This window comes from Streptomyces sp. NBC_00523 (genome assembly GCF_036346615.1).
Taxonomy (GTDB): Bacteria; Actinomycetota; Actinomycetes; order Streptomycetales; family Streptomycetaceae; genus Streptomyces.
The window spans coordinates 6,370,561-6,392,002 of record NZ_CP107836.1; the positions used below are offsets into that span (position 1 = coordinate 6,370,561).

Here is a 21,442-nt window from a genome sequence, read left to right on the forward strand (position 1 = left end):
CTCACGCCGCGGCGCCGAACCGGGGGTGGGTGGCGAGCCAGCGCGCGTAGCTCTCGCTGCGTTCCACCGCCTGGGCGTACGCCGCCCGGGTGTGCCCGCTCACCGCACCGGCCGCCGCCGACGCGGCGGCCGAGCGCGGATGCCACCCCAGCAGATGGCGCCAGCTGAGCGGAGCCCCGGCGACCGGCAGCGTCACCACCCCCGGCGTCGGCGGGAACGTCGCCCGGCACAGTCCCACCGCGCGCCCCACCTGGACGAGGTGGACGACGGACGAGGTGTCCGTCTCGTACACCGACACCGGGCGGAACCCGGCCCGCGCGCACGCCGCCACGAAGCAGTCGGCGAAGCAGCCGTCACCCGGCACGTCCGCCCAGCACTCCTCCGCCAGCTCGGACAACTCCAACTCGGCCCGGTCGGCCAGGGGATGGGTCTCCGGCAGCATCACGAAGACCGGATCGACCCCGACGACCTGCCACTCCAGCCGGTCCGCGTCCGGCGCGGCGCTCTCGCCGCAGGTCCCGATGAGCGCGAAGTCGAGCCGCCCGTCCACCAGTTGCGAGGCCACCTCGGCCACCGACCAGGAGGTGTACGTGGACACCGGCGCCGCCGGGTGCGCGGCGGCCAGCCGGTCCACGAGGCCGCCGAGCAGCGGGCCGTGCGTGCCACCCAGCCGGAACCGCTCCATGGTCCCCATCGCGTTGGCGAACCGGACGGCCTCCTCCTGGAGTTCGCTGACGGCGGGCAGCACGATCCGGGCCCGTTCCAGGACCAGTTCGCCCAGCGGTGTCGCCCGCGCGCCCGTGTGGTCGCGCTCGAAGAGCGGGCCGCCGAGCGCCTTCTCGATCCGCCGCAGCTGTGCGCTGAGCGCGGGCTGAGCGAGGCCCAGCGCGGTGGCGGCCTTGGTCAGGCTGCCCGTGTCGGCGATGGCACGGACGGTTCGCAGATGGCGCAACTCCAGCTCCATCACCGCACGTTATGGCCCCCGTGGCCGCACGGCAATACGTCGGTGGTACAGACCTCTGGTTCGCTCCTACGGGCGGCGGTCATGCCCTAGAGTCGCCTCCCGATGCTCGATTACAACCAAGAGGCCACGGTCTACGACGCCACGCGCGGCGGGCTGCCCCGCGCCGAGGCGGCGGCCGCCGCCGTGCTCGGCCTGGTGCCGGACACCGCGCGCTCCCTGCTGGACATCGGCTGCGGTACGGGCCTGGTCACCGGGCAGATCGCCGCCGCCCGGCCCGGGCTGCGGGTGACCGGCTCCGACGCCGCGCACGGCATGGCCGTGGTCGCCCGGCAGCGCGTCGGCGCCGTCGTGCTCGCCGACGCCCGGCGGCTGCCCCTTCCCGACGCGGCGGTCGACGCGGTCTCGGCCGTCTGGCTGCTGCATCTGCTGCGCGAACCGGGCGCGGTCCCGGCGGTGGTGGCCGAGGCGGCGCGCGTGCTGCGGCCGGGCGGGGTGTTCGTCACCACCGTCGACAAGGACGCCGCGCACGACGTGGGCAGCGACATCGACGCGACCTTCGTCCCGTACCTGGTGCCGACCCCGGCCGACGGTACGGACCTGGTCGTCGCCCGTGCGGCGGAAGGCGGCCTCGAAGTGGTGGGCGAGGCGTCCTTCACCGGGCACGGGCAGGGCCGCTCGCCGGTGAGCGTGGCACGCGGGGTCCGGCGGGGCTACTACGCCTCCCGCCTGGTCCTGCCGGGGGACGCCGCCGGACAGCTCGTCCGGAGTCTGGCCGCCCTGCCGGACCAGGACCGCAAACGGGCCGACCCGGAGTACCGGCTGCTGGCCTTCCGGCGCAGCTAGGGCGGCTTGCCGGAACGGCAAGGAAGTTTGCGCGCACGGCCGTGCGTGGTGACGCTGGTGCCATGAGCAACCACTCCGGCCACGGCCACGACCACGACGGCCACCAGGGCCTGCACCACGAGCCCTCCGCGCACGGGCACCACCACGGCGGGTCCGAACCCGACTGGGACGTCATGGCCCCGCTCCTGGAGCGCAACGCCGAGCTCAGCAGCGCGCAGTACACCGAGGCGGCCCGCTGGATCGCCGCCCTGCCCACCGCCCCGAAGGTCCGCCGGGTCCTCGACGTCGGCGCGGGCCCCGGGGTGGTCGCCTGCCTGCTCGCCGAGGTCTTCCCGGACGCCGAGGTCGTCGCCGTCGACGGCACCCCCGCCCTCCTCGAACGCACCCGGGACCGGGCGCGCCGTCTCGGGCTCGACGGCCGCGTCACCACCCTGCACGCCACCCTCCCCGAAGAGCTGTCCGCCCTGGGCGAGGCCGACCTCATCTGGGCCGGGAACACCCTGCACCACATCGGCGACCAGCGCGCCGTGCTCGCCGGATTCGGCGGGCTGCTGCGCCCCGGCGGCACCGTCGCCCTGGTCGAGGGCGGGCTCCAGCCCCGGCAGCTGCCGCGCGACCTGGGCTTCGGCAGGCCCGGGATCGAGGCCCGGATGGAGGCCGCCGAGGCGGAGCTCTTCCAGGAGATGCGCGCCGAACTGCCTGACGCCCGGCGCGAGGTCGAGAACTGGGCGGCCCTGTTCGGAGTGGCCGGCCTCACCCCGCAGGGCACCCGCAGCTTCCTGCTCGACCTGCCCGCGCCCCTCGGCGACGCGGCCCGCGAACAGGTCGTCGCGGACTTCACCCGCCGCAGCGGCGGGCTGCGCGAGCACCTGGACGCCGAGGACCTCGCCGTGCTCGACCGGCTCCTCGACCCCGAGGACCCGGCATCCCTGTACCGCCGCCCGGACGTCTTCCTGCTCCTGGCCCGCACCCTGCACCTGGGCCGTCGTGACGCCTGAGCCGTCCCCGTAACGACGAAACCGCCGCCCCGGCTCGCGTACGAGCGGGGGCGGCGGCTTCGTGAAACCGTGGCGGTCAGGCGCCGGCGTTGAACTCGCCCGGGTTCGGGCCGAGCCGCTTGCCCTCGTCCAGCGCCGCGAAGGCGGCCAGGTCGTCGGCGTCGAGCTCGAAGTCGAACACGTCGATGTTCTCCGCGATCCGCGACGGGGTCACGGACTTCGGGATCACCACGTTGCCCGTCTGGAGGTGCCAGCGGAGCACCGCCTGGGCGGGCGTGCGGTTGTGCTTGCGGGCGACCGCGACGACCGTCGGGACCTCCAGCAGGCCCTTGCCTGAACCGAGCGGCGACCACGCCTCGGTGAGGATGCCGTGCTGGGCGTGCAGGGCGCGGGACTCGGCCTGCTGGAGCTGCGGGTGCAGCTCGATCTGGTTGAGCACCGGCACCACGGAGGTCTCACCGAGCAGCCGCTCCAGGTGCTCCGGGAGGAAGTTCGACACGCCGATGGCCTTCGCCCGGCCGTCGGCGTGGATCTTCTCGAACGCCCGGTAGGTGTCGACGTACGCGTCCTTGGCCGGGACCGGCCAGTGGATCAGATACAGGTCCACGTAGTCGAGGCCCAGCTTCTCCAGCGAGGCGTCGAAGGCGCGCAGCGTCGAGTCGTAGCCCTGGTCGCTGTTCCACAGCTTGGTGGTCACGAACAGCTCGTCACGAGCGACGCCCGAGGCGGCGATGGCCTTACCCGTGCCCGCCTCGTTCTGGTAGATCGCGGCGGTGTCGATGCTGCGGTACCCGGACTCGATGGCGGTGGCGACCGCCTTCGTCGCCTCGTCGTCCGGCACCTGCCAGACTCCGAACCCGAGCTGGGGCATCTCGACGCCGTTGTTGAGGGTGAGGGAGGGGACCTGGCTCACGAGCTGAGGATCCTTACGTTGAGGGGGTGGGACTCCCAGGGTCAACGATCAAGAACGCCCACGCATTCCCGGCTACCGCGATCCGTTTCCCGCTCAGCGGTACAGCGCGTCCACCTCGGTCTCGTACGCCGCCTCGATCGCCTTGCGCTTCAGCTTCAGCGATGGGGTGAGCAGCCCGTGCTGCTCGCTGAACTGGTGCGCCAGGATGCGGAACGTACGGATGGACTCGGCCTGCGAGACCGCGGTGTTCGCCGCCACCACCGCCCGGCGCACCTCCATCTCCAGGTCCGGGTCGCGCACCAGCTCGCCCGGGGACAGCTGCTGCCGCCCCTGCATCGTCAGCCAGTGCTCCACCGCCTCCTGGTCGACGGTGACCAGTGCCGCCACATAGGGCCGGTCGTTGCCGACCACGATGCACTGCGCCACCAGCGGATGCGCCCGCACCCGCTCCTCCAGGGCGGCCGGCGACACGCTCTTCCCGCCGGACGTCACCAGGATCTCCTTCTTCCGCCCGGTGATCGTCAGATAGCCGTCCTCGTCCAGCGACCCCAGGTCCCCGGTGGCCAGCCAGCCGTCGTTGAGCACCGCGTCGGTCGCCTTCGGGTCGCCGAGATACCCGCCGAACACATGGTTCCCGTGCACCCACACCTCGCCGTCCTCCGCGATGTGCACCGTGCTGCCGGGGATCGGCTGCCCGACCGTGCCGTACCGGGTGCGCTCCGGCGGGTTGGCGGTGGCCGCCGCCGTCGTCTCGGTCAGCCCGTACCCCTCGTACACCGTCACCCCGGCGCCCGCGAAGAACAGGCCGAGGCTGCGCTCCATGCCCGAGCCGCCCGACATGGCGTGCCGGATGCGGCCGCCCATCGCCTCGCGGACCTTCTTGTACACGACCTTGTCGAAGAACTGGTGCTGCATCCGCAGCCCGGCCGAAGGACCCGGGCCGGTGCCGAAGGCCCGGGCCTCCATCGCCTCCGCGTACTTCACCGCGATGTCGACGGCCTTGTCGAACGGCCCCGCCCTGCCCTCCGCCTCCGCCCTGCGCCGGGCCGCGTTGAAGACCTTCTCGAAGATGTACGGCACCGCCAGGATGAACGTCGGCCGGAAGGAGACCAGGTCCGGCATCAGGGCCTTCGCCGACAGCTCCGGCTGGTGCCCCAGCTTGACCCGGCCCCGGATCGCGGTGATCTCCACCATCCGCCCGAAGACGTGCGCCAGCGGCAGGAAGAGCAGCGTCACCGCCTCGTCGCCCGGTCTGGAGTGGAACACCGACTCCCAGCGCGCGGCCATGGTGTCCGCCTCGAACATGAAGTTGGCGTGCGTGAGGACGCAGCCCTTGGGGCGGCCCGTGGTGCCCGAGGTGTAGATGACGGTCGCCACCGACTCCGGGGTCACCGCCCGCCGGTGCCGGTGCACCACCTCGTCCTCGACGTGCGCACCCGCCTCGACCAGCTCCGCGACCGCTCCCGCGTCCAGCTGCCACAGCCGCTTCAGCTGCGGCAGCCGGTCGATGACCGAGGCCACCGTCATCGCGTGGTCCTCGTGCTCCACCATCACCGCCGACACCTCGGCGTCGTGCAGCATCCACAGCACCTGCTCGGCCGACGACGTCGGGTAGACCGGCACCGACTGGGCGCCCACCGCCCACAGCGCGAAGTCGAACAGGGTCCACTCGTAGCGCGTACGCGACATCAGGGCGACCCGGTCGCCGAACCGCACCCCGTGCGCGATCAGCCCCTTGGCCAGCGCCAGCACCTCGTCACGGAACGCGGCCGACGTCACGTCCTGCCAGTTCCCGTCCGCGTCTTTCCGGCCGAGCGCGATCCGGTGCGGGTCCTCGTCGGCATGGTCGAACACGACGTCGGCGAGGCCGCCCACGAGGGGCGCGGCCGCCATGGGTGGGACAGTGAATTCGCGCAATGACCTGCTCCTTGGGGTGCTCCGCACAGCGCCGCGACGCTACCCCACCGGGTGGCGGCGCGGGAGGGTCCGGAACGGCCCGTACCACTTGGTATATGCACAGGTCAGGGGCCGAAATCCGGCCAGATGGGCAAGGCTCGGGCGCGCTTGGGACCGCGGGGTAAGCGGCTCGCGCGGGAATCTCCACCGAATCTGTACGCCGCGATCACTGCCGGTGTGGGCGGCTGTGTCCCGGTTTGGCGGATTCCCGGCTGCCGCGTCCCCGGCATTCTCCCCCTCGCGGGGCCGGGTCATGCCGGTTCACGCCCACGAACCCCGCGGATCAGCCGGTCGCCGCCCGCCAGGATCGCCGTCGCCAGCGCGTCCGCCGCCTGCTGCGCGCCGCCCCGGCGTCTGCCGTGCAGCAGTACGAAGTCCACCGCGCCCAGCTCCGGCAGCCCCGCCCGGACCGGCACCGGTTCCAGGCCGGGCGGCACCAGGCCCCGGGTGTGCGCCATCACGCCGAGCCCCGCGTGGGCGGCCGCCACCAGCCCGCTGAGGCTGCCGCTCGTGCACGCGATCCGCCAGGAGCGGCCCTGCTCCTCCAGCACCTCCAGGGCCCGCGCCCGCGTGATGCCCGGCGGCGGGAAGACGACCAGCGGCACCGGACGGTCCGGGTCGAGCCGCAGCCCCGGCGCCCCGATCCAGACCAGGGCGTCCTGCCAGACCAGCTGCCCGTGGGTGTCCCCGGCCCGCCGCTTGGCCAGCACCAGATCCAGGCGGCCCGCCTCCAGCTGCCGGTGCAGGGTCCCGGACAGCTCCACGGTCAGCTCCAGCTCGACCTCCGGATGGTCGCGCCGGAACGTCTGGAGGATCTCGGGCAGCCGGGTCTGCACGAAGTCCTCCGAGGCGCCGAACCGCAGTCGCCCGCGCAGCCGCGTCCCGGTGAAGTACGCCGAGGCCCGCTCGTGCGCCTCCAGGATCGTCCGGGCGAAGCCGAGCATCGCCTCGCCGTCCGCCGTGAGATCGACGCGGTGCGTGTCCCGGGCGAACAGCTGCCGCCCGGCCGCGTCCTCCAGCCGCCGCACATGCTGGCTCACCGTGGACTGCCGCACCCCGAGCCGGCGGGCGGCGGCGGTGAAGGACAGCGTCTGGGCGACGGCCAGAAAGGTGCGCAGCTGCGCGGGGTCGTACATGCCCGGCAGGCTATCGCGGAACGTGATGACAGTCAGAGCGGTGTACGTGTTTCCCGATCGGAGGGCCTCCGAGCAGGATGGTTCCCGGGCACGCCCGACCCTCACCGAGAGAAACGTGGAGCAGATGAGCCGCCGCCGCATCCCGCAGCCGCCGTCCTGGCTGCCGGTCGACCCGTACATAGCGGCGCTGATCGGCACCGTCGTCCTCGCGGCGCTGCTGCCCGCCTCGGGCCCGGCCGCCGAGGTGGCCGGCGGGGCCTCCACGGGCGCGGTCGCGCTCCTCTTCTTCCTGTACGGGGCGCGCCTGTCCACGGCCGAGGCGCTGGACGGGCTCCGCCACTGGCGGCTCCACCTCACGGTCCTGGCCTGCACCTTCGTCGTCTTCCCGCTGCTGGGGCTGGCGAGCGCGGGGCTTGTGCCGTACGCCCTGTCGCCGCAGCTGCAGAGCGGCTTCCTCTTCCTGTGCCTCGTCCCCTCGACCATCCAGTCCTCGATCGCCTTCACCTCGATCGCCCGGGGCAACGTCCCCGCCGCGATCTGCGCCGGGTCCTTCTCCTCGATCGCCGGGATCTTCCTCACCCCGCTCCTCGCCGCCGCGCTGCTCGGCGGCAGCGGGGGCGGGTTCTCCGGCGACGCCCTGCTGAAGATCGGCGTCCAGCTACTGCTGCCGTTCGCCCTGGGCCAGCTGCTGCGCCGCCGCATCGGGGGCTTCCTCGCCCGCCACCGCAAGGTCCTCGGCCTGGTCGACCGGGGCTCGATCCTGCTCGTCGTCTACACCGCGTTCAGCGAGGGCATGGTCGCCGGCACCTGGCACCAGGTGACCCCGGCCCGGCTCGGCGCGCTCCTCGCCGCCGAGGCGGTCCTGCTCGCGCTGATGCTCGCGTTGACCTGGTACGGGGCAAAGCGCCTCGGCTTCGGCCGGGCGGACCGCATCGCGATCCAGTTCGCCGGGTCCAAGAAGAGCCTGGCCTCCGGGCTGCCCATGGCCAGCGTCCTCTTCGGCGCCCAGGCGAGCCTGGCGGTGCTGCCGCTGATGCTCTTCCACCAGATGCAGCTGATGGTCTGCGCGGTCATCGCCAAACGGCGTGCCCGGGAGGGCCAGGACGCCGTGTCGCCCGAAACGGTGCCGGTGTCCTAGCCCGAGTCCGCCGCGAAGCCGTGCCGGTGGCTCAGCCCGCCTCCAGCGCGATGCGGTGCTCTCCCGCGTACACGTTCATCGAGGGCCCCCGCAGGAAGCCGACCAGGGTCAGGCCCGTCTCGGCGGCCAGGTCGACGGCGAGGGACGAGGGCGCCGAGACGGCCGCCAGCACCGGTATCCCGGCCATCACCGCCTTCTGCGCCAGCTCGAACGAGGCCCGCCCCGACACCAGCAGGACGGACCGGCCCAGCGGCAGCCGTCCGTCCGTCAGCGCCCGGCCCACCAGCTTGTCGACCGCGTTGTGCCGCCCGACGTCCTCCCGTATGTCCATCAGCTCACCGGTCTCCGAGAAGAGCGCCGCCGCGTGCAGGCCCCCGGTCCGGTCGAAGACCCGCTGGGCGGCCCGCAGCCGGTCGGGCAGCCCGGCCAGCAGCGCGGGGGTCAGCAGCAGCGGGGGAGTGTCGGCGACGGGGTGCCGGGTCGTGGTGCGGACGGCGTCCAGGCTCGCCTTGCCGCACAGCCCGCAGGACGACGTGGTGTAGACGTTGCGCTCCAGCGTGATGTCGGGGACCTCGACACCCGGCGCGAGCCGCACGTCCACCACGTTGTACGTGTTGACCCCGTCGGCGGTCGCGCCCGCGCAGTACACGATCGACTGGACATCTGCCTGGTCACCGATCACGCCCTCGCTGACCAGGAAACCCGCCGCCAGCGCGAAATCGTCGCCCGGGGTGCGCATGGTGATGGCGAGCGGTTTCCCGTTCAGCCGGATCTCCAGCGGCTCCTCGGCGACGAGGGTGTCGGGACGCGCGGAGACGGCCCCGTCCCGGATGCGGATGGTGCGGCGGCGCTCGGTGACCCGTCCCATGACCGTTGAACCCGATTTCTGTAGGTGAGGGGGCCTCGGAGCACCCCGACGGTGCCATTGTCCTGCACCGGCGACACGGCGTCGCCACCGGCTGGCCGGGCCGCGGATCACCTGGGCTGCTGCCGAGCCCTCCAAGCCGGAGCCGGGATTCCTGTGGGATCACCTGCCCCCGTACCGGGCGGTAGCGACCAAGACTGGTTGGTTCCTGACAGATGGAGCGAGGGGACCCCGTTTTATGACCGGCTCACGTGTCGTGGCGCTCGGCCACTACCAGCCCGCCAAGGTGCTCACCAACCATGACCTCGCGGCCATGGTCGACACCAGTGACGAGTGGATCACCAGCCGCGTCGGCATCAGGACCCGCCACATCGGCGGCCCCGACGAGCCGGTGGACGAGCTGGCCGCGCACGCGGCCGCCAAGGCACTCGCCGCGGCGGGTCTCCAGCCGGGTGACATCGACCTGGTGCTCGTCGCCACCTCCACCGCCATCGACCGCTCCCCGAGCATGTCGGCCCGGGTCGCCGCCCGCCTCGGCATGGAGGCGCCCGCGGTCATGGACATCAACGTGGTCTGCTCCGGCTTCACCCACGCCCTCGCCACCGCCGACCACGCGCTGCGGGCCGGTGCCGCCACCCGCGCCCTGGTCATCGGCGCCGACAAGATGGGCGACATCGTCGACTGGACGGATCGTTCCAGCTGCGTGCTGATGGGGGACGGCGCCGGAGCGGCCGTCGTCGTCGCCGACGAAACGCCCGACCCGGAGCGCCCCGGCGTCGGACCGGTGCTCTGGGGGTCGGTCCCCGCCATGGGGGACGCGGTCCGCATCGAGGGCACGCCGCCGCGCTTCGCGCAGGAGGGCCAGTCCGTCTACCGCTGGGCCACCACCCAGCTGCCGCCCATCGCCCGCAAGGTGTGCGAGAAGGCGGGCCTCACTCCGGAGGACCTGGCCGCGGTCGTCCTCCACCAGGCCAACCTCCGGATCATCGAGCCGGTCGCCCGGAAGATCGGGGCGGTCAACGCCGTCGTCGCGCGCGACGTGGTCGACTCCGGCAACACCTCCGCCGCGTCCATCCCCATGGCCCTGTCCAAGCTGGTCGAACGGGGCGAGATCCCCAGCGGGGCGCCGGTCCTCCTCTTCGGCTTCGGCGGCAACCTCAGCTACGCGGGACAGGTGATCAGCTGCCCGTGAGCCGTGCGTGGTCCGGCCTTCGGTAGCACAGCCCGGCTCTTTGTCCTCGGAGTGGAGAAAGTTAGCCGGATTCCTGCGCGACTTCTTCCCACTCCCGGCAACCGCTGCTACGTTCCCCTCCCAAGCCCGACGGACAGGCCGACGAGGCGGGAGGGGCGCGTGAGACGTATGACGGCACGACCCGCGAACGCCCACCAGGCGCAACTGCTCAAGCTGTTGCGCGACGGTGGGCCCAACTCCCGGGCGAAGCTGGGCGATCAGGTCGACCTCTCCCGGTCCAAGCTGGCCGTCGAGGTGGACCGGCTGCTGGAGACCGGACTCGTCGTCGCCGACGGACTCGCCGCGTCCCGGGGCGGACGCCGCTCGCACAACATCCGGCTCGCCCCGCACCTGCGCTTCCTCGGCGTCGACATCGGCGCCACCTCCGTCGACGTGGCGGTCACCAACGCGGAACTGGAGGTCCTGGGCCACCTCAACCACCCCATGGACGTACGCGAAGGGCCCGTCGCGGTCTTCGAACAGGTGCTGTCCATGGCGGCGAAGCTCCGGGACTCCGGGCTCGCCGACAGCTTCGACGGCGCCGGGATCGGCGTCCCCGGACCGGTCCGCTTCCCCGAGGGCGTCCCCGTCGCACCCCCGATCATGCCCGGCTGGGACGGCTTCCCGGTCCGCGAGGCACTCAGCCAGGAGCTGGGCTGCCCGGTCATGGTCGACAACGACGTGAACCTGATGGCCCTGGGGGAGCAGCAGGCGGGCGTCGCCCGTTCCGTCGGCGACTTCCTCTGCGTCAAGATCGGTACGGGCATCGGCTGCGGCATCGTCGTCGGCTCCACCGTCCACCGGGGCGCGACGAGCAGCGCCGGCGACATCGGCCACATCCAGGTCGAACCCGGGGGCCGGCTCTGCGCCTGCGGGAACCGGGGCTGCCTGGAAGCCCACTTCAGCGGCGCCGCCCTGGCCCGCGACGCCGAGGACGCGGCCCGCGCCGGACGGTCCGAGGAGCTCGCGGCCCGCCTGGAGGCGTCCGGCCGGCTCACCGCCGCGGACGTGGCCGCCGCCGCGGCCGCCGGGGACGCCACCTCACTCGTCCTGATCCGCGAGGGCGGCAACCACGTCGGCCAGGTCATCGCGGGCCTCGTCAGCTTCTTCAACCCCGCCCTGGTGGTGATCGGCGGCGGGGTGACCGGACTCGGCCACACCCTGCTGGCCGCCGTCCGGGCCCAGGTCTACCGACGCTCCCTGCCGCTGGCCACCGGCAACCTACCGATCGTCCTGGGCGAGCTGGGACCCGCCGCCGGAGTCACCGGTGCGGCCAGGCTCATCAGCGACCACCTGTTCTCACCCGCCTGACCCGCCCGGCCGCCCACACGGCCCCCCCCATACCCACACCTCGTCCGCCGAGGGGATTCGTCATGGCTCCGCAACCACCGCTGCTCACCATGTCCGGCATCACCAAGTCCTTCCCCGGTGTCCGCGCCCTCGACGGCGTCGACCTTGAGGTCCAGGCCGGCGAAGTCCACTGCCTCCTCGGCCAGAACGGGGCCGGCAAGTCCACCCTCATCAAGGTCCTCGCCGGGGCCCACCAGCCCGACGACGGCGAGATCACCTGGCGCGGTGCGCCCGCCGAACTCAGGACGCCCATGGCCGCGATGCGCCTCGGCATCGCCACGATCTACCAGGAACTCGACCTGGTCCGGGGCCTGTCGGTCGCCGAGAACGTCTTCCTGGGCCACGAGTTCACCAGCGCCGGTTTCGTCGTCCGCTCCCGCCGCGCCCGCGCCGAGGCCGCCGTCCTGCTGGCCCGCCTCGGACACCCGGAGATCGACCCTTCCCGCCCGGTCGGTGAACTCTCCGCCGCCCAGCAGCAGATCGTGTCCATGGCCCGGGCCCTCTCGCACGACGTCCGCCTCATCGTGATGGACGAACCGTCCGCCGCGCTCGACCCCGACGAGGTCGGCAACCTCTTCCGGATCATCGCCTCGCTCACCGCCGAGGGTGTCGCCGTCGTCTACATCTCGCACCGCCTGGAGGAGATCCGCCGCATCGGCGACCGGGTGACGGTGCTCAAGGACGGCCGGGCCGTCGCCGCCGGGCTGCCCGCCGACACCACCCCGACGCACGACATCGTGGCGCTGATGACGGGCCGCAAGGTGGAGTACGTCTTCCCGCCCCGCACCCCGCCACCGCCCGGACGCGCCGCAGCCGCCCCCGTACTCACCGTCGAAGGACTGGCCAGGGAAGGGGAGTTCGACCCGGTCGACCTGGAGGTGCGGCCCGGCGAGATCGTCGGCCTCGCCGGGCTCGTCGGGTCCGGGCGCTCCGAGATCCTGGAGACGGTCTACGGAGCGCGCCGGGCCACCGCGGGCCGGGTCACCGTCGACGGGAAGGCGCTGCGGCCCGGGAGCGTGCGCTCCGCCGTCGCCGCCGGGATCGGGCTCGCCCCCGAGGAGCGCAAGGCCCAGGCCCTGCTGATGCTCGAATCCGTCACCCGCAACGTCTCGCTGTCCACCATGTCCCGCTACTCCAAGGCGGGTTGGCTGGACCGGGGTGCGGAGCGCAGGGCGGCGGGCGAGGCCACCCGGGTCCTGTCGCTCCACCCCGACAACCCGGACACGCCCGTCCGCAACCTCTCCGGCGGCAACCAGCAGAAGGCGGTCCTGGCCCGCTGGTTGCTGCGCGGCTGCCGGGTGCTGCTGCTGGACGAACCGACCCGCGGCGTCGACGTCGGCGCCCGCGCCGAGCTCTACGCCGTGATCCGAGGACTGGCCGATGAAGGGCTGGCCGTCCTGCTCGTCTCCAGCGAAGTGCCCGAAGTGCTGGGCCTCGCCGACCGGGTGCTCGTCCTGCGCGAGGGGCGTGTGGTGCACACCGCCGACGCCACGGACCTGGACGAGCACCGCGTACTCGACCTCGTGATGGAAGGGAGCCCGATGTCATGACCCACCCCGTTCCCACGGCGCGGCAGAGCGGGCCGGACCAGGGCCCCGCCCCCGTGACCCTGAAGAAGCCCCGGACCGGGCGCGTCCCCGCGCTGCGGCTGGACCTGCACACCCTGTCCCTGCTCGGCATCCTCGCCGTGCTGGTGGCCGTCGGCGGATTCACCGAGCCGGACGCCTTCCTGGACACCGGCAACCTCCAACTCGTCCTGACCCAGGCGTCGGTGATCGGTGTCGTCACCGTCGGCGTCACCTTCGTCATCACCTCGGGCGGCATCGACCTCTCGGTCGGCGCGATGGTCGCCCTGGCCTCCGTCTGGGCGAGCACCGTCGCCACCCAGGAGTACGGGCTCGCGGGCATCCTGTTCACCGCCGTCCTCGTCGGTGTCGGCGCCGGTCTGGTCAACGGGGTGCTCATCGCGTACGGGAGGGTGGTGCCGTTCATCGCGACGCTGGCGATGCTCGCCTCGGCGCGCGGAGTCGCCCTCATGATCACCGACGGCAAGACCCAGATCGTCACCGTCGACGCGGTCCTCGACCTGGGGCTCCCGGACTCCTACGTCCTCGGCATCCCGCCGCTCGTCCTGATCTTCGCCGCGGTCACCGTCGCCGGCTGGCTGCTGCTGAACCGTACGACCTTCGGCCGCCGCACCGTCGCCATCGGCGGCAACGCCGAAGCGGCCCGGCTCGCCGGCATCGACGTCCGCAGGCAGCGGCTCTACCTCTATCTGCTGTCCGGGCTGTGCTGCGGCATCGCGGCCTTCATGCTGATCATCCTGTCGGGCTCCGGCCAGAACACCGCCGGCAACCTCTACGAACTCGACGCCATCGCCGCCGCGATCATCGGCGGCACCCTCCTCAGCGGCGGACGCGGCACCATCACCGGCTCCGTCCTCGGCGTCCTGATCTTCACCACGATCACCAACATCTTCGCGCTCAACAACCTCCAGAGCGACGTCCAGCAGATCGCCAAGGGCGCGATCATCGTCGCCGCCGTCCTCGTCCAGAGCCGCACCGCCCGCACCGAGACCTGAACCGCCCGGCTCGTCCACCTCCTGCACACCCACCCACCGGATGAAGGGTTCCACAGCCATGCCGCAAACCAGTCGCAGAGGGCTCCTGTTCGGCACCGCAGCCGTCTCCGCCGGCGCCCTCCTCACCGCCTGCACCAGCAACGACCCCAAGGAGAAGGACGCCCCCGCGCAGAGCGGGGCGCCCGCCGCCGACGACAAGCCGGGCAAGCCCGTCACCATCGGCTTCGCCGGACCCCAGGCCGACCACGGCTGGCTCAACGCCATCAACGAGCAGGCCAGGTCCCGGGCGAAGAAGTACTCCGAAGTCACCCTGGAGACCACCGAGGGCTCCAACGACACCGCCGCCCAGATCGGCCAGGTCAAGACCCTCATCAACAAGAAGGTCGACGTCCTGGTCGTCCTGCCCGCCGACGGCAAGGCGCTCACCCAGGTCGGCCTGGAAGCCATGCGGGCGGGCATCCCCGTCATCAACCTCGACCGCGTCTTCGCCTCCCCGCAGGCCTACCGCTGCTGGGTCGGCGGCGACAACTACGGCATGGGGCTCAACGCCGGTACGTACATCGGCGAACAGCTCAAGGGCAAGCAGAACGCCAAGGTGGTCGAGCTCGCCGGGATCGACAACCTGGAACTCACCAAGCAGCGCAGCAAGGGCTTCGCCGACGCGCTCAAGAACTACTCCAACATCGAGCTGGTGGCCCGTCAGGCGGCCGACTTCACCGTGGAGTCGGGCCAGGCGAAGATGGCGCAGCTCCTCCAGGCGCAGAAGAAGTTCGACGCCCTGTGGAACCACGACGACGACCAGGGGGTGGGCGCCCTGCGCGCGATCAAGCAGGCGGGGCGCGACGAGTTCCTGATGGTCGGCGGCGCCGGCGCCAAGTCCGCGATGGACGCCATCAAGGCCGACAACAGCGTCCTGAAGGCCACCGTCCTCTACCCGCCGACCATGGCCGCCTCCGCCATCGACCTGGCCCGTGCCCTCGGCCAGTCCAAGGGCGTGTCCGGGCTCGCCGAGCTGGAGATCCCCACCAACCTCACCCTCTACTCCGCCGTCGTCACCAAGGACAACGTCGACCAGTACCTGCCGACGGGCTTCAACTGACCCGCCCCACGCCCGTACGTGTCGCACCACCGACGAGGAGGAAGCCCCGGATGGCTCAGAGGGATCAGACGCAGCAGGAGTCGGCGGCGCCGCCGACGCTCGGGATCGGCATGGTCGGATACGCGTTCATGGGCGCCGCCCACTCCCAGGGGTGGCGCACCGCGGGACACGTCTTCGACCTGCCGATGCGGCCGGTCCTCGCCGCGGTCTGCGGCCGCGACCGCACGGCGGTCGAGGCCGCGGCCGCACGGCACGGCTGGGCCGCCGCCGAGACCGACTGGCGCGCCCTGATCGCCCGCGAAGACGTGCAGTTGGTCGACATCTGCACCCCCGGCGACCGCCATGCGGAGATCGCACTAGCTGCCCTGGAAGCCGGCAAGCACGTCCTCTGCGAGAAGCCGCTCGCCAACACCGTGGCCGAGGCGGAGGCCATGACGGCGGCGGCCGGGCGCGCCGCCGCCCGGGGCCGCTCCGCCTTCGTGGGCTTCAACTACCGCCGGGTGCCCGCCCTCGCCCACGCCCGCCGGCTCATCGCGGAGGGCCGCCTCGGCACCCTGCGCCATGTCCGCGCCGTCTACCTCCAGGACTGGCTGACCGACCCCGCCTCCCCGCTCACCTGGCGCCTCGACAAGGACCGCGCGGGCTCCGGCGCGCTCGGCGACCTCGGGGCCCATGTGGTGGACCTGACGCAGTACCTCGCGGGGGAGCCGCTGGTCGCGGTGTCGGCGCTGACCGAGACCTTCGTACGCGAACGCCCCCGGCCCGCCGGACCGTCCGCGGGGATCGGCGGCGGGGCGGCGGCCGGGGACACCGGCCCGGTCACCGTGGACGACGCCGCCGCCTTCACCGGCCGGCTCGCCTCCGGCGCCCTGGCGTCCGTCGAGGTGACCCGGATGGCGGCCGGCCGCAAGAACGCCCTGCGCCTCGAGATCAACGGGGAGCGCGGCTCGCTCGCCTTCGACCTGGAGCGCCTCAACGAACTCTCCTTCCACGACCACACCGAACCCGCCGCCACGGCCGGCTTCCGGCGCGTCCTCGTCACCGAACCCCAGCACCCGTACCTGGAGGCGTGGTGGCCGCCGGGCCACACCCTCGGCTACGAGCACACCTTCGTCCACCAGGCCCGGGACGTGGTGTGCGCCCTCGGGGGCGCCGACGCCCCGCCCGTCCCGTCGTTCGCGGACGGCCTCCAGGTGCAGCGAGTGCTGGCCGCGGTGGAGGAGAGCGCCGCGAAGAACTCCGTCCTCACCCCCGTAACCCTCTAGGAGGTCCCGCCGCCATGCCCCGTCCCTTCACCCTCTTCACCGGCCAGTGGGCCGATCTCCCCCTGGAGGAGGTCTGCCGGTACGCCCGCGACTTCGGCTACGACGGCCTCGAACTCGCCTGCTGGGGCGACCACTTCGAGGTGGACAAGGCCCTCGCGGACCCCGCGTACCTGGACGGCCGGCGGGCCCTGCTCGACAAGTACGGCCTGAAGTGCTGGGCGGTCTCCAACCACCTGGTGGGCCAGGCCGTCTGCGATCACCCCATCGACGAACGCCACCAGGGCATCCTGCCCGCCCGCATCTGGGGCGACGGCGTGCCCGAGGGGGTACGCCGCCGGGCCGCCGCCGAGATGGCGGACACCGCGCGGGCGGCCGCCGCCTTCGGCGTGGACACCGTCATCGGCTTCACCGGCTCGTCCATCTGGCACCTGGTCGCGATGTTCCCGCCGGTCCCGCCGCACATGATCGAGCGCGGCTACGAGGACTTCGCGGAACGGTGGAACCCGGTCCTGGACGTCTTCGACGCGGAGGGCGTGCGCTTCGCCCACGAGGTGCACCCCAGCGAGATCGCGTACGACTACTGGACCACGCACCGCGCGCTCGAAGCGGTGGACCACCGCCCGGCCTTCGGGCTGAACTTCGACCCGAGCCACTTCGTCTGGCAGGACCTGGACCCGGTCGGCTTCCTGTACGACTTCCGGGACCGGATCTACCACGTGGACTGCAAGGAGGCCCGCAAGCGCCTGGACGGCCGCAACGGCCGCCTCGGCTCCCATCTGCCCTGGGGCGACCCTCGACGGGGCTGGGACTTCGTCTCCGCCGGCCACGGGGACGTGCCCTGGGAAGACGTGTTCCGCATGCTGCGGTCCATCGGCTACGAGGGCCCGGTCTCGGTGGAGTGGGAGGACGCCGGCATGGACCGGCTGGCGGGCGCACCGGAGGCGCTGGCCTCCCTGAAGCGCTACGACTTCGACCCGCCGAGCGCGTCCTTCGACGCGGCGTTCGGGGGCGGTGACTGATCTCCCTCGCGACGGCGCCCGGCGGCGGCACCACACGCGCCGCCGGGCCGCTCCGTCCTGCCCTCGTCCCGCTTTGTCCTGACGCAGGAAAAAGTCCGGCAACTCTGCGCACAAGGGCTTTCCGTCCCGGACGAACAGGCCTACCGTCTCTGACATGGCGCTGACATGTCCCTGACATAGGCCACTGTCATCTCCCTGTCACCGGCGTCGCACGGACCCGGTCGACCTGCGCGGCAGTCCCCGCGCGAACGGCACGGCAGCACCGCCCGCACAACCGGCACTCACCCGGAGGACACGTGCACACAACCCGCAGCGGCAGTCGCACCAGGCGCCGCGTCCGCAAATCCCTCGCCCTGTTCGCCGGCGGCCTCCTGGCCGCCGCCACCCTCAGCCTGAGCACCGCCTCGGGCACGGCGGTCGCCCACGAGGAGCCCGCGCCGGCGCCCGCCGCCGAAGACTTCCAGCAGGTCACCCTCGCCAAGGGTGCCGCCGAGACCGGCGAGCCCATGTCGCTGGCCGTGCTTCCCGACCGCAGCGTGCTGCACACCGCGCGCAGCGGCGAGCTGCGCATCACCGACAGCGCCGGCAACACCAGGATCTCCGGCGTGATCCCCGTCTACTCGCACGACGAGGAGGGCCTCCAGGGGATAGGCGTCGACCCGGAGTTCAGCGAGAACCGGGCGATCTACCTCTACTACGCGCCCCCGCTGGACACCCCGGCGGGCGACGCCCCCGAGACCGGCACCGCCGCCGACTTCGCCCCCTTCGACGGAGTCAACCGGCTCTCCCGCTTCGTCCTCAACGAGGACGGCACGCTGGACCTCGGCAGCGAGAAGAAGGTGCTCGACGTCCAGACGTCCCGCGGCATGTGCTGCCACGTCGGCGGGGACATCGACTTCGACGCGGACGGCAACCTGTACCTGTCGACCGGCGACGACTCCAACCCCTTCGCCTCCGACGGCTTCAGCCCCATCGACGAGCGCCCGGACCGCAACCCGGCGTTCGACGCCCGCCGCTCCGCCGGCAACAGCAACGACCTGCGCGGCAAGATCCTCCGCATCAAGGTCGCCGACGACGGCTCGTACACCATTCCGGACGGCAACCTCTTCGCCCCGGGTACGGACAAGACCCGTCCCGAGATCTACGCGATGGGCTTCCGCAACCCGTTCCGCTTCTCCGTCGACAAGGCGACCGGCATCGTCTACGTGGGCGACTACGGGCCCGACGCGGGTGCGGCCGACCCCAAGCGGGGACCGGCCGGACAGGTCGAGTTCGCCCGGGTGACGAAGGCCGGGAACTTCGGCTGGCCGTTCTGCACGGGCGACAACGACCCGTTCATCGACTACGACTTCGCCACCAAGACCTCCGGCGCCGCCTTCGACTGCGCGGCCCCGAAGAACACCTCGCCGCACAACACCGGCATCGTGGACCTGCCCCCGGCCCAGCCCGCCTGGATCCCGTACGACGGCGGTTCCGTACCGGAGTTCGGAACCGGCTCCGAGTCGCCGATGGGCGGACCGGTCTACCACTACGACGCCGATCTCGACTCGCCCGTGAAGTTCCCCGAGGCGTACGACGGGGACTTCTTCGCCGGTGAGTTCGGCCGGCAGTGGATCAAGCGGATCGAGCAGGACGCCGACGGCGCCGTGCAGTCCATCAACGACATCCCGTGGTCCGGCACCCAGATCATGGACATGGCCTTCGGGCCCGACGGAGCCCTGTACGTCCTGGACTACGGCCTCTCCTGGTTCGGCGGCGACGAGAACTCCGCCCTCTACCGCATCGAGAACGCCACCGGCGGACGCTCCCCGATCGCCGAGGCCTCGTCCAACAAGACCTCGGGCACCGCGCCCCTGAAGGTGCAGTTCTCTTCCGCCGGCACCACCGACGGCGACGGCGACGCACTCACCTACGCGTGGGACTTCGGCGACGGAGGGACGTCCACGGCCGCGAACCCCACGTACACGTACAGGAAGAACGGCACCTACACCGCGACCGTCACCGCCGAGGACCCCTCCGGACGCACCGGTTCGGCCAGCGTGCACGTGACCGTCGGCAACACCGCACCCACCGTGAAGCTGGAACTCCCGGGTGACGGGCAGCTGTTCACCTTCGGCGACGAGATCCCGTTCAAGGTCACCGTCACCGATCCCGAGGACGGCACGATCGACTGCTCCAAGGTCCAGGTCAGCTTCGTGCTCGGTCACGACAGCCACGGCCACCCGATCACCTCGGCCCACGGCTGCACCGGAACCATCAAGACCGAGATGGACGGCGGGCACGACCCCAACGCCAACATCTTCGGTGTCATCGACGCCTCCTACACCGACGGCGGAGGCGGCGGCCAGGCCGCACTGACCGGTCACGACCAGGCGCAGCTCCAGCCGCGCCACCGCCAGGCCGAGCACTTCTCCGACTCGTCCGGCATCCAGACGTACGACAAGGCGAACGCCGAGGGCGGGAAGACCGTCGGCGACATCAACAACGACGACTGGATCTCCTTCAAGCCCTACATCCTCGGCGACTCCACCAAGTTGACCGCCCGGATCTCCTCCGGCGGTGCGGGCGGCTTCCTCGAAGTGCGCACCGGTTCGCCGACCGGCAAGATCCTCGGCTCCGCACCGGTCCCCGTGACCGGCGGCTGGGAGACGTTCCAGGACATCGACGTCCCGCTGCGCGGCGCACCGAAGAAGGCCACCGAGCTCTTCCTGGTGTTCAAGGGCGGTGACGGAGCACTCTTCGACATCGACGACTTCGAACTCTCCAACACCCCGCCCGACAAGACCGCCAAGCGCGTCCTGGTCTTCTCCAAGACCGCCGGCTTCCGCCACGACGCGATCCCCGAAGGCATCGCCGCACTGAAGGAACTCGGCAAGGACACCAACATCACGGTCGACGCCACCGAGGAGGCCGGCCAGTTCACCACCGCCAACCTGGCCCGCTACGACGCCGTCGTCTTCATGTCGACGACCGGTGACGTCCTCGACGCCGACCAGCAGAAGGCCTTCGAGAACTACATCAAAACCGGCGGCGGCTACCTGGGCGTCCACGCCGCCGCCGACACCGAGTACGACTGGCCCTTCTACGGCGGACTCGTCGGCGCGTACTTCGACAGCCACCCCGCCATCCAGCCCGTCACCGTCCGGGTCGAGGACCACGAGGACCCGGCCACCGCCCACCTGGGCGACGAATGGCAGCGGACCGACGAGCTGTACAACTACCGCACCAACCCGCGCGACAAGGTGAAGGTCCTCGCCACCCTCGACGAGACGACCTACACCGGCGGCACCATGAAGGGCGACCACCCGATCACCTGGTGCCAGACCTACGAGGGCGGCCGCTCCTTCTACACCGGCCTCGGCCACACCAAGGAGTCCTACGCGGACCCGGACTTCCGCAAGCTGCTCTCGGGCGGGCTGCGTTACGCGGCCGGCCAGGTGAAGGCCGACTGCAAGCCCAGCACCGGCTACCGGTCGATCTTCAACGGCAAGACGCTCGAAGGCTGGAAGCAGGCAGGCCCCGGGAAGTTCGACGTGGTCGACGGCGAGCTGCGTTCCGAAGGCGGCATGGGCCTGCTGACCTACCAGGCCAAGGAGCTGAAGTCGTACTCCCTGAAGCTCGACTGGAAGCTGGCGGGCGACGACAACTCCGGCGTCTTCGTGGGCTTCCCGGAGTCCGACGACCCCTGGTCCGCGGTGGACAACGGCTACGAGGTCCAGATCGACGCCTCCGACGCCGTCGACCGCACCACCGGCTCCGTCTACACCTTCAAGGCGGCCGACACCAAGGCCCGTGACCGGGTGCTGCGCCCGCCCGGCCAGTGGAACAGCTACGAGATCAAGGTGCGCGGCGAACGGCTCCAGATCTTCCTCAACGGTGTGAAGATCAACGACTTCACCAACACCGACCCGGTCCGCAGCCTCAAGGACGGCTACATCGGCCTCCAGAACCACGGGGCCGACGACCAGGTGTCCTTCCGCAACATCCAGCTGAAGGAGCTGCCCCCGGCGTAGGGGGCGGTACCCCGACCGGCGGCGGGCGGGCCCACACGCCCCGCCCGCCGCCCTCCCTCTCGCGTACAGCG

At 71.9% G+C, this 21,442-nt stretch carries 16 protein-coding genes; 11 read left to right on the forward strand and 5 right to left on the reverse strand.

The window, feature by feature from the left end:
• Position 1: 1 nt before the first annotated feature.
• Positions 2 to 964, reverse strand: coding sequence for a LysR family transcriptional regulator (locus tag OHS17_RS28795; RefSeq protein WP_330314500.1), 963 nt, complete (start codon positions 962 to 964; stop codon positions 2 to 4).
• A gap of 102 nt (positions 965 to 1,066) precedes the next feature.
• On the opposite strand from OHS17_RS28795, the gene OHS17_RS28800 reads away from it, so the two are divergent.
• On the forward strand, positions 1,067 to 1,807 hold the full coding sequence (locus OHS17_RS28800) for a class I SAM-dependent methyltransferase (RefSeq protein ID WP_330314501.1): 741 nt from the start codon (positions 1,067 to 1,069) through the stop codon (positions 1,805 to 1,807).
• Between the two features lie 62 nt (positions 1,808 to 1,869).
• Positions 1,870 to 2,805, forward strand: coding sequence for a class I SAM-dependent methyltransferase (locus OHS17_RS28805; RefSeq protein WP_330314502.1), 936 nt, complete (start codon positions 1,870 to 1,872; stop codon positions 2,803 to 2,805).
• Positions 2,806 to 2,881: 76 nt separating this feature from the next.
• Here the strand turns inward: OHS17_RS28805 and OHS17_RS28810 are convergent, their stop codons facing one another.
• From OHS17_RS28810 to OHS17_RS28820, 3 genes are all read right to left on the reverse strand, one after another.
• Positions 2,882 to 3,718 (reverse strand): aldo/keto reductase, encoded by an 837-nt coding sequence (locus tag OHS17_RS28810; protein ID WP_161209738.1) that lies wholly within the window; start codon positions 3,716 to 3,718, stop codon positions 2,882 to 2,884.
• Between the two features lie 93 nt (positions 3,719 to 3,811).
• Positions 3,812 to 5,611 carry an AMP-dependent synthetase/ligase gene (locus OHS17_RS28815; RefSeq protein WP_330314503.1) on the reverse strand — a complete coding sequence of 600 codons (1,800 nt, stop codon included), beginning with the start codon at positions 5,609 to 5,611 and terminating at the stop codon, positions 3,812 to 3,814.
• Between the two features lie 314 nt (positions 5,612 to 5,925).
• Positions 5,926 to 6,810: a LysR family transcriptional regulator gene (locus OHS17_RS28820; RefSeq protein ID WP_330314504.1), complete on the reverse strand. Its 885-nt coding sequence runs from the start codon at positions 6,808 to 6,810 to the stop codon at positions 5,926 to 5,928.
• 124 nt (positions 6,811 to 6,934) lie between these two features.
• On the opposite strand from OHS17_RS28820, the gene OHS17_RS28825 reads away from it, so the two are divergent.
• A complete protein-coding gene (locus OHS17_RS28825; RefSeq protein ID WP_330315385.1) occupies positions 6,935 to 7,948 on the forward strand; it encodes a bile acid:sodium symporter family protein in 1,014 nt (337 codons plus the stop codon).
• Between the two features lie 31 nt (positions 7,949 to 7,979).
• On the opposite strand, the gene fdhD is transcribed toward OHS17_RS28825, so the two are convergent.
• On the reverse strand, positions 7,980 to 8,816 hold the full coding sequence (fdhD, locus tag OHS17_RS28830) for a formate dehydrogenase accessory sulfurtransferase FdhD (RefSeq protein ID WP_330314505.1): 837 nt from the start codon (positions 8,814 to 8,816) through the stop codon (positions 7,980 to 7,982).
• A gap of 235 nt (positions 8,817 to 9,051) precedes the next feature.
• Between fdhD and OHS17_RS28835 the strand changes: the two genes are divergently transcribed.
• From OHS17_RS28835 to OHS17_RS28870, 8 genes are all read left to right on the forward strand, one after another.
• Positions 9,052 to 10,005 carry a beta-ketoacyl-ACP synthase III gene (locus tag OHS17_RS28835; RefSeq protein ID WP_018100299.1) on the forward strand — a complete coding sequence of 318 codons (954 nt, stop codon included), beginning with the start codon at positions 9,052 to 9,054 and terminating at the stop codon, positions 10,003 to 10,005.
• Positions 10,006 to 10,173: 168 nt separating this feature from the next.
• Positions 10,174 to 11,355 carry an ROK family protein gene (locus OHS17_RS28840; RefSeq protein ID WP_330314506.1) on the forward strand — a complete coding sequence of 394 codons (1,182 nt, stop codon included), beginning with the start codon at positions 10,174 to 10,176 and terminating at the stop codon, positions 11,353 to 11,355.
• 62 nt (positions 11,356 to 11,417) lie between these two features.
• Complete coding sequence (locus tag OHS17_RS28845; RefSeq protein WP_330314507.1) at positions 11,418 to 12,944, forward strand: sugar ABC transporter ATP-binding protein; 1,527 nt, start codon at positions 11,418 to 11,420, stop codon at positions 12,942 to 12,944.
• Positions 12,941 to 13,975: an ABC transporter permease gene (locus OHS17_RS28850; RefSeq protein WP_330314508.1), complete on the forward strand. Its 1,035-nt coding sequence runs from the start codon at positions 12,941 to 12,943 to the stop codon at positions 13,973 to 13,975. Before OHS17_RS28845 ends, OHS17_RS28850 begins: the two co-directional genes overlap by 4 nt.
• Before the next feature lie 58 nt (positions 13,976 to 14,033).
• Positions 14,034 to 15,074: a substrate-binding domain-containing protein gene (locus tag OHS17_RS28855; protein WP_330314509.1), complete on the forward strand. Its 1,041-nt coding sequence runs from the start codon at positions 14,034 to 14,036 to the stop codon at positions 15,072 to 15,074.
• A gap of 50 nt (positions 15,075 to 15,124) precedes the next feature.
• Positions 15,125 to 16,339, forward strand: coding sequence for a Gfo/Idh/MocA family protein (locus OHS17_RS28860; RefSeq protein ID WP_330314510.1), 1,215 nt, complete (start codon positions 15,125 to 15,127; stop codon positions 16,337 to 16,339).
• A 14-nt stretch (positions 16,340 to 16,353) separates the two neighbouring features.
• Positions 16,354 to 17,358 carry a sugar phosphate isomerase/epimerase family protein gene (locus OHS17_RS28865; protein ID WP_330314511.1) on the forward strand — a complete coding sequence of 335 codons (1,005 nt, stop codon included), beginning with the start codon at positions 16,354 to 16,356 and terminating at the stop codon, positions 17,356 to 17,358.
• 296 nt (positions 17,359 to 17,654) lie between these two features.
• Positions 17,655 to 21,371, forward strand: a complete 3,717-nt coding sequence (locus tag OHS17_RS28870; RefSeq protein ID WP_330314512.1) for a ThuA domain-containing protein — start codon at positions 17,655 to 17,657, stop codon at positions 21,369 to 21,371.
• The last annotated feature ends 71 nt before the right edge of the window (positions 21,372 to 21,442 follow it).